At 72.9% G+C, this 14850-nt stretch carries 12 protein-coding genes; 10 read left to right on the plus strand and 2 right to left on the minus strand.

Annotated elements, in window-relative coordinates; genetic code table 11:
• Nucleotides 1-24 precede the first annotated feature (24 nt).
• The 6 genes from MED15_RS28335 (at nt 25) to MED15_RS28360 (ending at nt 6584) form a co-directional block, all read left to right on the plus strand.
• Nucleotides 25-768 (plus strand): ArsR/SmtB family transcription factor, encoded by a 744-nt coding sequence (locus tag MED15_RS28335; RefSeq protein ID WP_112737394.1) that lies wholly within the window; start codon nt 25-27, stop codon nt 766-768.
• A 159-nt stretch (nt 769-927) separates the two neighbouring features.
• Nucleotides 928-1875, plus strand: coding sequence for a cytochrome P450 (locus MED15_RS28340; RefSeq protein WP_167457754.1), 948 nt, complete (start codon nt 928-930; stop codon nt 1873-1875).
• Nucleotides 1872-2669, plus strand: coding sequence for an isocitrate lyase/PEP mutase family protein (locus tag MED15_RS28345; protein WP_112731376.1), 798 nt, complete (start codon nt 1872-1874; stop codon nt 2667-2669). Before MED15_RS28340 ends, MED15_RS28345 begins: the two co-directional genes overlap by 4 nt.
• Nucleotides 2670-3132: 463 nt before the next feature.
• Complete coding sequence (locus tag MED15_RS28350; protein ID WP_112587134.1) at nt 3133-4101, plus strand: DUF5715 family protein; 969 nt, start codon at nt 3133-3135, stop codon at nt 4099-4101.
• Between the two features lie 4 nt (nt 4102-4105).
• On the plus strand, nt 4106-5695 hold the full coding sequence (locus MED15_RS28355; protein ID WP_112700163.1) for an asparagine synthetase B family protein: 1590 nt from the start codon (nt 4106-4108) through the stop codon (nt 5693-5695).
• Between the two features lie 61 nt (nt 5696-5756).
• A complete protein-coding gene (locus MED15_RS28360; RefSeq protein ID WP_112737396.1) occupies nt 5757-6584 on the plus strand; it encodes a MerR family transcriptional regulator in 828 nt (275 codons plus the stop codon).
• Between the two features lie 4 nt (nt 6585-6588).
• Here MED15_RS28360 and MED15_RS28365 read toward each other — a convergent pair whose 3' ends face one another.
• Together MED15_RS28365 and MED15_RS28370 are read right to left on the minus strand one after the other, a co-directional pair.
• A complete protein-coding gene (locus MED15_RS28365) occupies nt 6589-7797 on the minus strand; it encodes an ArsB/NhaD family transporter (RefSeq protein ID WP_112737397.1) in 1209 nt (402 codons plus the stop codon).
• 156 nt (nt 7798-7953) lie between these two features.
• A complete protein-coding gene (locus tag MED15_RS28370; RefSeq protein ID WP_112737398.1) occupies nt 7954-9402 on the minus strand; it encodes an LVIVD repeat-containing protein in 1449 nt (482 codons plus the stop codon).
• Between the two features lie 138 nt (nt 9403-9540).
• Here MED15_RS28370 and MED15_RS28375 point away from each other — a divergent pair, with 138 nt between their 5' ends.
• From MED15_RS28375 to MED15_RS28390, 4 genes are all read left to right on the plus strand, one after another.
• The gene (locus tag MED15_RS28375) at nt 9541-10248 is read left to right on the plus strand and encodes a DUF305 domain-containing protein (protein ID WP_112587124.1); all 708 of its coding nucleotides are present in this window, start codon (nt 9541-9543) and stop codon (nt 10246-10248) included.
• Nucleotides 10249-10295: 47 nt separating this feature from the next.
• Complete coding sequence (locus MED15_RS28380; protein WP_112737399.1) at nt 10296-11516, plus strand: sensor histidine kinase; 1221 nt, start codon at nt 10296-10298, stop codon at nt 11514-11516.
• On the plus strand, nt 11513-12178 hold the full coding sequence (locus tag MED15_RS28385; protein ID WP_112587120.1) for a response regulator: 666 nt from the start codon (nt 11513-11515) through the stop codon (nt 12176-12178). The genes MED15_RS28380 and MED15_RS28385 overlap by 4 nt, the downstream gene beginning before the upstream one ends.
• Before the next feature lie 147 nt (nt 12179-12325).
• Nucleotides 12326-14800, plus strand: a complete 2475-nt coding sequence (locus MED15_RS28390; RefSeq protein ID WP_112737400.1) for an ABC transporter permease — start codon at nt 12326-12328, stop codon at nt 14798-14800.
• Nucleotides 14801-14850 lie beyond the last annotated feature (50 nt).

Below are 14850 nucleotides of genomic sequence, written 5' to 3' on the forward strand. Positions count from 1 at the left end.
CGCCTGCCTTCCTAGACTGAAGCGATGAGCATTGGCACCGACGGTCGGGGGATGGCCGAGCTGGCGGCTCTGCTGGCCGACGGCACCCGCGCCGGAATGTGCCTGGCGCTGCTCGACGGGCGGGCGTGGACCGCCGGTGAGCTGGCCCGGCGCGCCGGTGTCGCCCCCTCGACGGCCAGCGACCACCTCACCCGACTCGTCCGCGGTGGGCTGCTCGTCGAGGAACGGCAGGGCCGGCACCGCTACCTGCGGTTGGCCGGGCCGTCGGTGGCCCAGCTGATCGAGGACCTGGCCGGGCACGCTCCGGCCGCGCCCGCACCGACCGGGTCGCTGCGCGCGGTGACCGCCAGCGCCTCCCTGGCGTACGCCAGGACCTGCTACGACCACCTGGCCGGACGGTTGGGCGTGCTGATGTACGACGCGCTGCTCACCGAGCGTCGGCTCGACCGGTCCAGCGGGTTGGCGCTCACATCCGACGGCTGGGCCTGGGCGGCCGGGTTGGGCGTACCCGTGGACGTGCTGCGCGCCGCCCGCCGCCCGGTGGTCCGCGACTGCCTGGACTGGACCGAACGCCGCCCGCACCTGGCCGGGTCGCTCGGCGCGGCGCTCTGCCGCCGCTTCACCGACCTGGGCTGGATCAGCCAGGGCGCCGGCCGTGCCGTCCGTCTCACTCCCACCGGCCGCCCCGGCCTGGCCGGGGCCCTGTCCATCCCCGAACACACCCTCGACCCGCCGGTAGCCCCGCCGCCCACGAGCGGCCGCGCCTGACCGGAGAGCAGCGGGCGACCGTGGCGGGATCGTTCGGTGTGGGGCGAACAGTTAGCGCCCTACGGTCGGGCGGTGACTGAGAACTGGCCGCACATTGCGCCCGCCCCGGGAACACCGGCGTCTGGGCCGCCCTCGTTTGAGCCGGAACGCGGTTGGTGGGTGACCCGGCACGCCGACGTGAGCGCGGCGCTGACCGACCCGGCATTCCAGGTACCGTCCGTCGACACGGGTTCGCCCGGCACCCTCGCCTGGCTGCGCGCCACGGTCAGCCGGTTCAGTCCACCGCGACGGCACGCCGACCGTCGGGCGGTCGCGGTGAGCGCGCTGGCCTCGCTGGACCCGGACGACCTGCGACACGACGCGGCGCGGCTGACCGTTGCCGTCTTCGACCGCGCCGGCGACCGCGTCGACGTGATGCGGGAACTGGCCCGGCCGGTTCCGCTGCGGGCGTTGGCCGATCGCCTCGGTTTCGCTGATCCGGCAGCCGCCGGGACGGCGGTCGCGGTCGTCGCGGCGGCGTACCACCCGGGGGTGGACCCGGCCCTGACAGCGCGGGCCGACCGGGCGGTGACGGCGCTGCTGGCACTCACGCCGCAGGGTCCGCCGGAGGTACAGGCGAACCTGATCGGTCTGCTGGTCCAGGCGTGCGACGCGACCGCCGGCCTGATCGGCGCCGCCGCCCATCACCTGCTACCCCCGGCCGGCCCGCGAGCGGCGGCCACGGCACGGACCACCGACCTGCTGGCCGAGGTGCTGCGCCTCGACCCACCGGTCCGGGCCACCCGACGGGTCACCGTCGACGAGGTACGGCTGGGCGGGCAGGATCTGCCGGCCGGAAGTCCAGTGCTGCTGCGCTTCGACGCGGCCAACCGTGACCCGCAGGCGTTCACCGAGCCCGCGACGTTCCAGCCCGGTCGAACCGGTGCCCGGCTGTTGACCTTCGGGGCGGGGGAGCGGGGTTGCCCCGGCGACCGGCACGCCCTGGCGCTGGCCGGCGGGGTGCTCGACGTGCTGCGAGAACGCTGCCAGCGCGGCCCGACCTCGGTGCGCCACGAACCGCACCCGACCCTGCGGGTGCCGACAACTCTGGAGGTGAGCGTCCGATGAGCGAACGTCGGGCCGCGTTCCACGCCCTGCACCGTGCCGGCCGTCCCCTGCTGCTGCCCAACGCGTGGGACCACGCCTCGGCGGCGGCGCTCGCCGCGCGTGGGCATCCGGCCATCGGCACCACCAGCCTCGGGGTCGCCGCGACCGCCGGCCTTCCCGACGGCGTCGCGGCCACCGCGGCGGAGACCCTCGCCCTGGCCCGCCGGCTGGCTCCGCTGCCGGTGCTGCTCAGCGTGGACGTGGAAGGTGGCTTCAGTGACGACCCGGCGGAGGTCGCCGAGTACGTGGCGGAGTTGGCCGGGTTCGGCGTGGTCGGGATCAACCTGGAGGACGGACGCGCCGATGGCACCCTCGCCGACACCGAGGTCGCCGCTGCCAAGATTGTGGCAGTGAAGGCGGCGGTGCCGGAGCTGTTCGTCAACGCCCGCACCGACACCTGGTGGCTCGGAGTGGACGACCCACTGCCGCAGACCCTCGCTCGTGCTCGCGCCTACCGGGTGGCCGGTGCGGACGGGATCTTCGTGCCCGGGACCGTCGACCTGGCCACCCTGCGCGTCCTCACCGAGCGGATCGACGCTCCGGTGAACGCGCTGTACCAGCCGGGCGGGCCGGGGCTGGCTGAGTTGGGAGGGGCCGGGGTGGCCCGGGTCAGCACCGGATCGCTGCTGTTCCGGGCCGCGCTGGGTGCCGCGTTCGCCGCCGCCGACGCCGTCCGCGACGGCGGGCCCACCACACCGGCGGGACTGCCGTCGTACGCCGAGGTGCAGGCCCTGGTGCCGACGGACGGCGACTGACGGTGGCTGCCGGCGCTCCGGCGGTGGTTGCCGGGCCGGCTCTGGCCCGCGCCAGGCGGCCCGTCGGTGGGTGCCGTGCTCGGCTCGCTCAATGTGGCCCGGCCGACCGCCGGCTGGCGTCGGTGTTGGTGTGTTGGTTGCTGCCTTTGGAGCTGAATCGTTTGTGACATCACGCGGCCGCCCTGTGTGGCATCACGGCCCGCCTGTGTGAGATCAGGGGCCCGCCCTGTGTGACATCAGGGCCCGCTTGTTGTGGACATCAGGACCCCGCTTGCGAAGCCGGCGGCGTTGATTCGTTGGCGACATCAGCTCGAAAGCGCCAAACCCAAGGATCAGCCCGGTGCGTCGTCCACGCTCCGTTAGAGGGGAAATAGGAGGATTGTTCGGTCCGTTCCGCTCCCGATGATTACGGTGTGTTTCAGGGCGAACCACCCAGTGCCGTGACCGGAGAGAGGGACCCGTCATGCGAGTGCCCAGCCGTAGCCCGGGACAGCAACCCGGCTCGCCTCCGTCGCCCACCGCTCCGGCCCGCCGGAGACCCTCCGGTGCGACCTCCCGCCGCGTTCCCGCTCCTGCCCCCGACCTGCCCGCTTATCGGGCCGCCGTCGCCGAACTGCTGGTCGAGGTCGGCGCCCTGGCCGACGCGGCGAGCACCCGGGCCCGGCAGGTGCTCATCGACGAGCGGCTGCGGGAGCCGGCGCTCGCCGCGGTCCTCGACGCCACCCCGCAGGGGCTGATCGGCGCGCGCGAGACGTTGCTGCTGGAGATGGCCCGGTACCAACCGAACGACCGCACCTCGGCGACTGACCTCAGCGCACTGGTCCGGATCTACCTGCTCTCCCGCATCGACGTGCTGTGGTGGCAGGACGCGCCGACCTTCGTCACCGACGACCAGGTCAACGGCAGCCCCGAGCTGGTCGACCTGGAGTGGCTGCGTCGCCGCGACCTGCTGCGGTTCCGCTACCAGGAGCAGCCCGCCACGATCCTGGGCCGGGCCGCCCGCGGGCTGCGTCGCCGGCTGCGACCCGATGCCACCCCGCGCACCGCGGGGCTGCTGTTCCGCCGCGCCCGGCGCGAGGTGGTGGCGCTGCTCAACGACATCGGACGGGAGTTCACCGCCGTCGCGCCGCCGGCCACCCCGCCGCTCTGGGTGACCAGCCTGGTCCGCAGCGCCGAGCACCAGTACCGGCTGCGCCGCCTGGGCTACGCCGCGATGCTGCCCAGCGGGCACTGCCTCGGCTACTCGGCCGACGTCGAGCTGGCCTGGTTCGAGCGGTTCGGCGCGCGCGAGGCCCTGGCGGAGCTGCTGCTGAGCCGGCAGGAGGCCGGTGAGCTGAACCTGATCGACGAGGGGCAGGCCTGGCACCTGTGTCTCGCGCCGACCGCCCGGCGTCGCCTACGTCGGGCGTACGAGGCCGAGATGGGGGTCTGAGCCGGTGTGCGGCATCGCGTTGAGCATCGGCCCCGAGGCCGACCCGGCGACCTTCCGGCGGATGCTCGCCGCCCTGGCCCCGCGCGGTGAGGTCACCGAGACCCGGTCCGAGAGCGGGCTGCTCGCCGGCACCCGCCGCCTGCGGATCGTCGACCGGGACCGGGCGGTGCAACCGTGGACGTCGACCGACGAGCGTTGGCTGCTCTGCTTCAACGGCGAGATCTTCAACTACCGGGAGTTGCGGGCGCAGCTGACTCGCCTGGGGCAGGCCTTCCGCACCGAGAGCGACACCGAGGTGCTGCTCGCCGCGTTCCAGCAGTGGGGCGAGGCGGCGGTGACCCGACTCCGCGGCGAGTACGCCTTCGCGGTCGTCGAACGGGCCACCGGCCGGGCGTACCTGGCCCGCGACCCGCTCGGGGTCAAGCCGCTGTACTGGTCCCGTCGACCCGGCTGCCTGCACCTCGCCTCCGAGGTCAAGGCCCTCGTCGGGCACGGCGCCCCGATCGCCGAGGTGCCGCCCGGGCACCACGGCTGGGCGGACGCGGACGGGCACGTGCGACTGAGCCCGTACGTCGACCTGCTCACCATCGGCGACGGCCTGCCGGTCATCGACGACCCGGACGAGGCCGCGCTGCTGGTACGCGCCGCGCTCAGCGACGCGATCCGGATGCGGGTGGAGACCGACCTGACCGTCGGGGTGGTGCTCTCCGGTGGGCTGGACAGCTCGTTGACCCTGCGGCAGGTGCGCGACATCCACCCGGACTGCGTCGCGGTGACCGTGGGCGTCGCCGACAGCCCCGACGTGGCGTACGCCCGGCGGCTCGCCGCCGACCTCGACGTGCCGCACGTGGTGGTCGAGCTGCGACCGCGTGACATCCGGCTCGCCGACGTCCGCGAGGCCATCCGGATCTCCGAGCTGACCGAGTACGGCGACATCATCAACGCGGTCGTATCGGTGCCGATCTTCCGGCGGCTCCGCGACCTGGGCATCAAGGTGGTGCTGACCGGCGACGGCTCCGACGAGCTGTTCGGCGGGTACCCGATGTACCACCAGGTCGCCCCGGCGGCGGCCCGCCGACTGTTCCTGCACCGGATCCGCAACCTGTGCCGCACCGAGTTGCAGCGGGTCGACCGGGCCGCCATGGCATACGGCGTGGAGGCCCGGGTGCCCTTCCTCGACCTCAGCGTGGTGGAGCTGGCGATGCGGTTGCCGGTGGATCTGAAGCTGCGCCACGGGCAGGAGAAGTGGATCGTCCGGCGGGCGTTCGCCGACGTACTGCCGGACTACATCCTCCGCCGTCGGAAGAACCCGATGTCGTACTCGTCGGGGCTGCACGAGCGGGTCCGGCTGTACAAGCCGCTCTTCGCCCGGCTGCACCGCTCCTTCGGCTACGACCTGCAGGAGCCGGTCCGTCGGGACTTCGACACCGTGCTGAGCCGCTGCGGCAACGACCTGGACCGGGCCATCGCCGACGGGCTGACCCGGCCCGACTACACGGTTCTGGAGCACGCCCGCGACCTGGTCGGCGCGGCCAAGTGGAACGCCGCTCCGGTGGTCCGCCGGCTGGTCGGCCCGCGCCCTGCCCGCCAGTGACGGCCGCCCCGCACGCCACGCTTGACTCTGACACGGTGTCAGGGACGAGTGTGAGGGGACCATGTTCACCATCGGAGAATTCGCCAGACTCGGCCGGGTGTCGGTGCGGATGCTGCGCCACTACGACAGCATCGGTCTGCTGCCCCCCGCCAGCGTCGACCCGCACACCGGCTACCGCTTCTACCGGGCCGACCAGTTGCGCCGGCTCAACCGGGTGATCGCCCTGAAGGAGTTGGGCCTCACCCTCGAACAGGTGCGCGCGATCGTCGACGACGCCGTCGACGTGGCCGAGCTGCGTGGCATGCTGCGGCTGCGCCGGAGCCAGTTGGCGGAACAGCTGGCCGCCGACACGGCCCGGCTCACGGCCGTCGAGGCGAGGCTCCGAATGATCGAGTCGGAGGGTCGGATGACCACCCAGGACGTCGTCCTCAAGGAGATCGCGCCGGTTCGCGTCGCGGAGCTGACCGCCGTCGCGCCCAGCTACCAGGGCGAGGACATCGGCCCGGTGATCCAGCCGCTCTACCCTGAGCTGTTCCGCCGGCTCGACGCCGCCGGAATCACGCCCACGGGGCCGGCCATCGCCTGGTACGAGCCCGCGGACCCGGGCGGCGACGCTGTCGTCGTACACGCCGGTGTGCTCGTCGACGCCGAGCCGTCCGCGGCGCCCGACGTCACGGTCCGCGACCTGCCGGAGCTGCGCAACGCTGCGACGATCATCCATCACGGTGCGATGGACGACGTCGAGCCGAGCATGCAGGCGCTCGCCCGGTGGATCGAGGAGAACGGCTACCGCACCGACGGCTTCGCCCGGGAGGTATACCTCGACTACTGCCCGGACACCCCGGAGAAGGGCGTCACCGAACTTCAGGTCGCCGTGTACCGCGACTGAGCGCTCAGCTCACCAGCAGCGCGCCGACCGCGGCGAGCGTCGCGGTGACCGCGAGCAGGGCGCTGGTCAGCACGAACCGGGTCAGCGGCACCGCCACTCCGGCCGCCCGGCAGCGCTCGAACCACAGCAGGGTGGCCAGTGACGCCCAGGGGGCGGCCAGCGGGCCGACGTTGGTGCCGATCAGCAGGGCCAGCAGGCGGGTGTGGTCACCGGTCGGCAGTACCGACTCGCCGGCCAGGTAGGCGGGCAGGTTGTTCACCGCGTTGGCGAGCAGCGCTCCGGTGCCACCGGCGCGCAGGGCACCCAGCGCACCACCGTCGGCGCCGACCAGGGTGCCGACCAGGTCGTCCAACCCGTGCCGGCCGAGGGTCTGCACCACCAGGAACAGGCCGGTGACGAAGAACAGCAGGCGCACCGGGACCAGACCCGGGCGCAGCGTGTCGGGGGAGCGGACCAGGAACCCGACCAGCACCAGGGCGAGCCCGACGGTGGAGGCGATCTCGATCTCCACGCCGGCGAGGATGCCGGCGACGAAGATCAGGCAACCGGCGAGCGCTGTACGGTGCAGCACCGGGTCGGCCGGCACGTGCCGGGTCGGTGGGACGAAGCGCCCACCGGCGGGTCGCTCCCGCCGCCACCACCCGAACCACAGCAGGGCCATGGTGACCGCCACGGCGGCGAGCTGCGGCAACGCCATCCGAGCCGCGTACGCCAGGGGTGCCAGCCCGACCCGGTCGGCGGCGAGCAGGTTGGTCAGGTTGGACACCGGCAGCAGCAGACTCGCGGTGTTCGCCAGCCAGACAGTGGTGACGGCGAGCGGGGCGGCGGGGATCCGCAGGTTCCGGGCCAGCGCGAGCAGCACCGGGGTGAGCAGCACGGCGGTGGTGTCGAGGTTGAGCACGAGGGTGGTCAGCGTGGCGAGACCACCGCAGAGCAGGAAGAGTGCGGCCCACCTGCCCCGGGAGGCGATGGCCAGTCGGCTGGCCAGCACGTCGAAGACACCGGCCACGGCGGTCAGCTCGGCGAGCACGATCACGGTGCCGAGGAACAGCAGCAGCGGCAGGATCCGGTGCAGGGTGGCGGTGGTGTCCGCGCGGGGGAGCAGCCCGCTCAGCGCGCAGGCCGCCCCGACCACGGCGAGGACGGCTGCCACCAGGTCCAGGGGGTGGGGCCGCCGACGCGTGGCCGGTTCGGGCGGGGCGGCAACTGTCACGTCTGTTCACGTTGGCACAGCGCCTGGCCAGCCGGTTCGCAACCCCCGTCCTGGTGACGGGCCCCACCGTGCCCGCCCCCGAACGGGCCTGGCGTCGCAACGGGCCGGGCCCGGCCCCCGAGGATCGGAGGCCGGGCCCGGTGCGGTGCGTGGTGTCTACCAGCCCAGGTAGCTGGGCTGGGTCTGCACGTTGAGCTCCTGGTAGCGGGTCAGCTTGGCCGACCAGGTACGCCAGTCGTTCAGCTCCAGGACGTCCAGGCCCTTCACCATGTCGTTGGAGTAGATGTGGCCGTTGTAGTAGTACGCGGACCAGGTGCCGCCGCCGACGAACGTGTCGGCCGAGAGCGGGCCGCGCTCCCAGAAGGCGATCTCCTTCGGGTTGGCCGAGTCGGTGAAGTCGAACACCGAGATGCCACCCTGGTACCACGCCTGGACCATGATGTCCTTGCCGAGCACCGGGATCAGCGAGCCGTTGTGCGCCACGCAGTTCTCGGTGTTGGCGTTCGCCCGGGGGATCTTGTAGTAGCTACGGAAGGTCATCGTCCGGGCGTTGCCCCGGCCGGCGATGTCGTAGATGGCGTCCGCGCCGCGGTTCGGGCCGACGGTCTCGTTGCAGGTCGCCGCCCCGCCACCACCCAGCTCGTCGGTGAAGATCACCTTGGTGCCGGAGTTGTTGAAGGTGGCCGAGTGCCAGAACGCGAAGTTGACCTCGTCCCGGACCCGGTTGATGACCCGGGGGGCCTCGCGGTTCTTGATGTCGAGCAGGATGCCGTCACCCATGCAGGCGCCGGCGGCCAGGTCCTTCGACGGGTAGGCGGTGATGTCGTGGCAACCGGTGGTCGCCGAGCCGGTCGGGCTGCCGGGGAAGCCGCCATCGTCCGGGAAGAGGTTCGGCGTCGCGACCACTGCCGCGTCGGTCGGCTTCTTCACCGGCACCTTGATGATGGAGATGGAGTCGTGCGGCGGCTGGCAGTCCGGGAACTCGGCCCGCGGGCTGTACGACGAGACGTACAGGTAGATGGCCTTGCGGTCCTTGCCCGGCACCAGGGTGTGGGTGTGGGAGCCGCAGGCCGTCTCGACGGACTTGATGTAGCGCGGGTTGGCCTTGTCCTTGATGTCGAAGACCTTGATGCCCTCCCACGAGCCCTTCACGTCCGCTCCCTGCGTGGTGCTGTTGCAGGAGTCGTCGCTGCGCGACGAGTCGGTGGAGAGGAAGAGCAGGTCACCGTGGACGGAGATGTCGTTCTGCGACCCCGGGCAGAGCACCCGGGCCTTGACCGTCGGCGCGCTGGGCCGCGAGATGTCGTAGATGACGAAGCCGTTGTAGTTGCCGGCGAACGCGTACCTGCCCTGGAAGGCGATGTCGCTGTTGGTCGCGTCCAGTGGGGCGACCTTGGGGACGTTCGCGATCTGGCGCAGGTTGGGGCTGCTCACGATCTCGTCGACGCCGGGGATCGTGTTGGTGAGCGCCGGGGCCTCGGCCGCCTGCGCCACCGTCTGGGCGTTGCTCGCCGGGGCGACGAGGGCGCTGGCGACGAGGAGGCCGGTCGTGGCGAGCGCCACGACACGCAGTTGTCGTAACCGTGGCTTGTGGAATCTGATCATCGGCGGGGCCCTTCGCAAGGGGGAGACGATGGTTGACACGTTACCGCCCGACGAAGAACGTCGATGTGAGCTGGATCACATGAAAGCGGGTTCTTCAATGGATAGCATCGCGGTGACCTCGACTGCAGGGAGTGGCCCATGACCAACCGGCGCGCACGCATCCTGGCGGTCGTCACACTGGCTCTCGTGTTGCCGCTGGTGGTGTTCATGGTGATCCGCCTCGACGGCGACACCGGTACGAGCGCACCACAGCCGGTCTCCGCGCCCGCCACCTCCGCCGCCTCGCCCACGGCCAGCCCCGTCCCCACCGACCTGACCGTCATCGCGCCCGGCCGTCCGGGTGAGACGGCGGCAACCCGCCCGGCGCACGAGGTCCGCGACGCCGGTCCCGCCCCGCACAACTCGCTGGACGTCTGGTTCGTCCGGATGATGATCCCGCACCACGCGCAGGCCCTGGCGATGGCGGAGCTCGCCCCGGACCGGGCCGCCGACCCCGACGTCAGGGCCATCGCCGAGCGCATCCGGGCCAGCCAGGGGCCGGAGATGGGCATGATGCGCGGCTGGTTGCAGACCCGTGGCCTTCCGGCGGAGGTGCAGGGGCACGACCACGGCACCATGCGCGGCATGCAGTCGCCCGAGGCGATGCGACAGCTCGCCGCGGCCCGTGGCGCGGACTTCGACCGGCTCTTCGTCCGGATGATGACCGAGCACCACCAGGGCGCCATCGAGATGGCCACCAACCTGCTCACGGTCGGCTCCGACCTGACGCTCAACGAGTTCGCCAACTCCGTCGCCACCGAGCAGACCGTCGAGATCGACCGCATGCGCGAGGTCCTCGGCGGCTGAGCCCGGGCGCGGGGCGCGAGGCCCGAGCATCCCGGCACGTACGCTGGGTGACCGTGAGACGCACAGTGTTCGGTCGCCCGCTGCGCGGCGTCGCCTTCGACGTGGCCGTCGCTCTGCTGGTGGTCCTCGTCTCCCTGGCCGCGGCGGTGAACCAGCCGGGCGGTTGGGCGGCCACGGCGGTCGGCGTGGGGATGGCGGTGGCGCTGCTGTTCCGTCGCACCCACCCGAGCGCGGTGACGGTGGCGGTCGCGGTGCTCGCCCTGATCCAGGTGATCGCCCGCTGGGGTCCGCTCATCTACGACGTGGCCGTCCTGATCGCGCTCTACAGCGTGGTGAAGTACGGCCGGCGGCTGCGCGACGGTGTACTGGCCGGCGCGGTCGCGGCCGTCGGCGTGCTGCTGGCCGCAGCGCAGACCCCCAACGTCATCCAGTGGTGGGTGACCGCGCTGTGGTACGCGCTGGTCACCGGGGCGGTGTGGCTGGTCGCGCTGAACGTGCGGACCCGCCGGCTCTACGTGCTCAGCCTGGAGGAGCGGGCCAGCACTCTGGAACGCGAGCGAGAGGCCGAGTCCCGGGCGGCGGTCGCCGAGGAGCGCACCCGGATCGCCCGTGAGCTGCACGACGTGGTCGCCCACAGCATGGCCGTGATGATCGTCCAGGCGGACGGGGCCCGGTTCATGCTTGACCGTGACCCCGCCCAGGCGCGCACCGCCGTGAAGGTGGTCGCGGACACCGGCCGGCAGGCACTGGAGGAGATGCGCCGCCTGGTCGGCGTTCTGCGCGACGCCGGCCCGGCCGGTGCGGACGGTGCCGACGGGCTGGCGGTGGCGGCCGACCCCGAGCACCGGCGCCTCGCGCTGGCCGAGCTGCCCGACCTGCTGGCCCGGTTCGACGACGCCGGTCTGCACGTTCGCAGCACCGTCACCGGTGCGCCACCGGCCCTGCCGCCGGGCCTGGAGCTGACCGTCTACCGGGTGGTGCAGGAGGCGTTGACCAACGCGCTCAAGCACGCCGGCGTCGGCGCCGGCGTCGAGGTCGTCCTGTCGTACACCGCCGAGGCCGTCATGGTCCGGGTGGTCGACGACGGCCGCGGCCGCCCGCTGGTCAGCCCGGCGCCGTCCGGCGGTCACGGCCTGCTCGGCATGCGGGAGCGGGTGACGGTGTACGACGGCAGCCTCACCGCCGGTCCCCGGCTGACCGGGGGCTGGCAGGTCGAGGTTCGGCTGCCGCTACCGTCAGAGCCGGCAACGGAGGTGATCGCGGCATGACGGTCCGGGTAGTGATCGTGGACGACCAGGCGCTGGTCCGCGCCGGTTTCCGGATGGTGCTGGAATCCCAGCCCGACCTGGAGGTCGTCGGGGAGGCGATCGACGGCGCGGACGCCCTGCGGGTGCTCGCCCGCACCGAGGCCGACGTGGTCGTGATGGACATCCGGATGCCCACCATGGACGGGGTGGAGGCGACCCGTCGACTCTGCGCCGAGCGGCCCGAGGGTGGCCCTCGGGTGCTGGTGCTGACCACCTTCGACACCGAGGCGGACGCGTTCGCGGCGTTGCAGGCCGGGGCGAGTGGTTTCCTGCTCAAGAACGTCCCGCCGGAGGAGCTGCTGGCGGCGATCCGGGTGGTGGCCCAGGGCGACTCGGTGGTGGCTCCGTCGATCACCCGACGCCTGCTGGACCGGTTCGCCGGGCAGCTCGGCGCCGCCCCGAGCGCCGACCCTCGACTCGCGCAGCTCACCGAACGAGAACGGGAGGTGCTGCTGCTGGTCGCCCAGGGGCTGTCCAACGCGGAGATCGCCGCCCGGGTGCATGTGGCCGAGGCGACGGTGAAGACCCACGTCGGGCGGATCCTGGCGAAACTCCAGCTGCGCGACCGGGTCCAGGCGGTGGTCCTGGCGTACGAGAGCGGGCTGGTCACGCCCGGCGGATGACACCGTGTACGACCTGGGTCGTAGCGGCCGGAGGGCGCACCGCGACCCGGGGCGCACGCAGGTCGAGCGCGCAGGTGGAGATCGACAGACCGGTGCCGGCCATAGCGTCGGAGGGGTCCGATCCGCCACCTGCACCGGGAGCCCCGCATGATCCGCCTGACCCTGCGTTCGCTGCGCGCCGAGGCGCTGCGCATGCTGCTCTCGGCGCTCGCCGTCGTGCTCGGCGTCGCGTTCGTCGCCGGCACGATGATCTTCGTGGACGGGATGCGCGCCGGGGCGTACGAGCGGGCCGGCACCTTCGACCGCCACACCGACCTGGGGGTCTACTCAGCCGGCCGAGAGGTGTTGCCCCCGGCACTGGTCGACCGGGTGCGGGCGGTCGACGGGGTGGCCGCCGCCGCCGGTGAGCTGACCAACACCGCCGGGATCGTCGGAGCCGACGGTCGGCCGGTGCTCGGCTTCACCATGCTCGTCGCCATCCCCACCGAGGACGCGCTGCGCTCGTACGACGTGGTGGCCGGCCGGTTGCCCGACCGGGCCGGGGAGGTGGTGCTCGACGCGCCGACGGCGGCCGAGCAGGGCTTCGGGCTCGGCGCGGCGGTCCGGATCGGCGCCACCGGCGGGGCCGCCCGCCCGTACACCCTGGTGGGCACCGTCGACGTGGCGGGCACCGCCCGCGACGTCGGCGGTCCGTTCGTCGGCCTGGTCGGGCCGGACGCCCTGGCCCTCACCGGCGAGCGCGGCTACGGCCGGATCATGGTGGCGGCCCGACCGGGCGCCGACGTCGCGGCGCTGACCGAGAAGGTTCGGGCCGCGTCCGGCGCCGAAGCCACAGTGAAGAGTCGCCAGCAGATCCTCGACGAGGCCGTGGAGGACGCGGTCCGCAACGTGGAACAGTTCCGCATGCTGCTGTTGATCTTCGTGGGGGTCGCGGTCGTGGTGGCCGGCTTCGTGATCGCCAACACCTTCGCGATCGTGCTGGCCCAGCGCACCCGACGGACCGCGCTGCTGCGCCTGATCGGTGCCACCCGGGGACAGGTCTTCCGGTCCACGCTGCTGGAGTCGGCGGTGCTGGGGCTTGTCGCCTCCGCGCTCGGGGTGCTGCTCGGGGTGGCCCTCGCCGCCGGATTGCGGCTGCTGCTGTCCCGACTGGACGTGCCGGTCACCGGTGGGCTGACCGTGAACGGTTCGACAGTGCTCACCGGCCTGCTGCTGGGCACCGGGCTCACCGTGTGCGCCGCCCTGCTGCCGGCCTGGCGGGGGACGCGGATCGCCCCGGTGGCCGCGCTCACCGACGCCGCGGTGCAGCCCAGCCAGGGTGCCGGTCGGGTTCGGTTGAGCATCGGCGTGGTGGTCCTCGCCGTCGGTGTGGCCGCGCTGGCCGGCGCCGCCAGCGCCGGTCAGCTGCTACTGGTGGCGGTCGGTGGGGTGCTCACCTTCTTCGGGATTGTGCTGTTCGGGCCGGTGCTCGTCCCCGCGCTGGCCCGGGTGTTCGGCTGGCCGGTCCGACGAGTGCTCGGCACCATCGGTGAGCTGGCGGTCAGCAACACGGTGCGCAATCCGCGGCGGGTCGCCGCGACCGCCACCGCGCTGGTGATCGGTATCGGACTGGTCTCGGCGTTCATGGTCGGCGCGCGCAGCACCAAGGACGGCATCGAGCGCAGCGTGGACGCCCAGATCGGGACGGACTTCGTGGTCAGCGGAATCGGTCAGGACCTGCCGGCCGCGCTCGTCGGTGAGCTCGCCTCCCGTCCCGAGCTGGGTGTGGTGCACGAGCAGCGCAGCACGGTCGTCGACGACGTCGAGATCCGCGCGGCCCACCCGGCGCTGGTCGGCCGGACGCTGAGCGGGGTGCTGTCCGGCGACGCCGAGCGGGTCGGGCCGGGGCAGGTGCTGGTGCACCGCGAGTTGGCGCGGGCCCGCGGTTGGCAGGTCGGCTCCCCGGTGACCGTCGGGGGGAGGTCGTTCCGGGTGGCCGCCGTGGTGACCGACGACAGCCCCAGCGGTGAGGTGCCAGCGGGTCACGTCATCGACCTGTCCGACCAGGACTTCACCGCGCTCTTCCCCGCCCGGCGCGGCTACCTGGCCGAGATCGACCCCGCCGCCGGGGTGGGCCCCGCGCGCGCCCGCGACGCGATCACCGCGGTGCTGGGCCGCTACCCGACGGTGAACCTGATGGACCAGGGCGCCTACAAGAAGATGCTCACCGGCACTGTGGACATGCTGCTCGCCTTCGTCACCGCGCTGCTCGGTCTGGCCGTGGTGATCGCCCTGGTCGGCGTGGCGAACACCCTGAGCCTCTCGGTGGTCGAACGGACCAGGGAGAACGCCGTGCTGCGGGCGGTCGGGCTCACCCGAGGGCGGATGCGGGCGGTCCTGGCGGTCGAGGCGGTGCTGATGGCGCTGGTCGGCGCGGTGCTCGGGGTCGGGCTCGGCACCGGAGTCAGCGCGTCCACCATGGCCCTGCTGGACCGCCTCGGCGGCGACTTCCACGTGGTGCTGCCGCTCGGCCAGCTCGGGCTGATCCTCGGTGTCGCGGTCCTCGCCGCCCTGCTCGCCTCGGTGCTGCCGGCCCGCCGAGCGCTGTCCCGCCCGGTCGTCGAGGCGCTCGCCGACCAGTGAGCCGGTCGCGGTCCGGACCAGCCGGGTCTCCCCCCGGTGACCGGACGGAC

This window comes from Micromonospora noduli, assembly GCF_003264475.1.
Lineage (GTDB): Bacteria > Actinomycetota > Actinomycetes > Mycobacteriales > Micromonosporaceae > Micromonospora > Micromonospora noduli.

Coding starts and splice junctions, on each gene's coding strand:
- MED15_RS28375 (WP_112587124.1), top strand. CDS start 9,541: ATGACCAACCGGCGCGCACGCATCCTGGCGGTCGTCACACTGGCTCTC.
- MED15_RS28345 (WP_112731376.1), top strand. CDS start 1,872: ATGAGCGAACGTCGGGCCGCGTTCCACGCCCTGCACCGTGCCGGCCGT.
- MED15_RS28350 (WP_112587134.1), top strand. CDS start 3,133: ATGCGAGTGCCCAGCCGTAGCCCGGGACAGCAACCCGGCTCGCCTCCG.
- MED15_RS28385 (WP_112587120.1), top strand. CDS start 11,513: ATGACGGTCCGGGTAGTGATCGTGGACGACCAGGCGCTGGTCCGCGCC.
- MED15_RS28390 (WP_112737400.1), top strand. CDS start 12,326: ATGATCCGCCTGACCCTGCGTTCGCTGCGCGCCGAGGCGCTGCGCATG.
- MED15_RS28360 (WP_112737396.1), top strand. CDS start 5,757: ATGTTCACCATCGGAGAATTCGCCAGACTCGGCCGGGTGTCGGTGCGG.
- MED15_RS28370 (WP_112737398.1), bottom strand. CDS start 9,402: ATGATCAGATTCCACAAGCCACGGTTACGACAACTGCGTGTCGTGGCG.
- MED15_RS28335 (WP_112737394.1), top strand. CDS start 25: ATGAGCATTGGCACCGACGGTCGGGGGATGGCCGAGCTGGCGGCTCTG.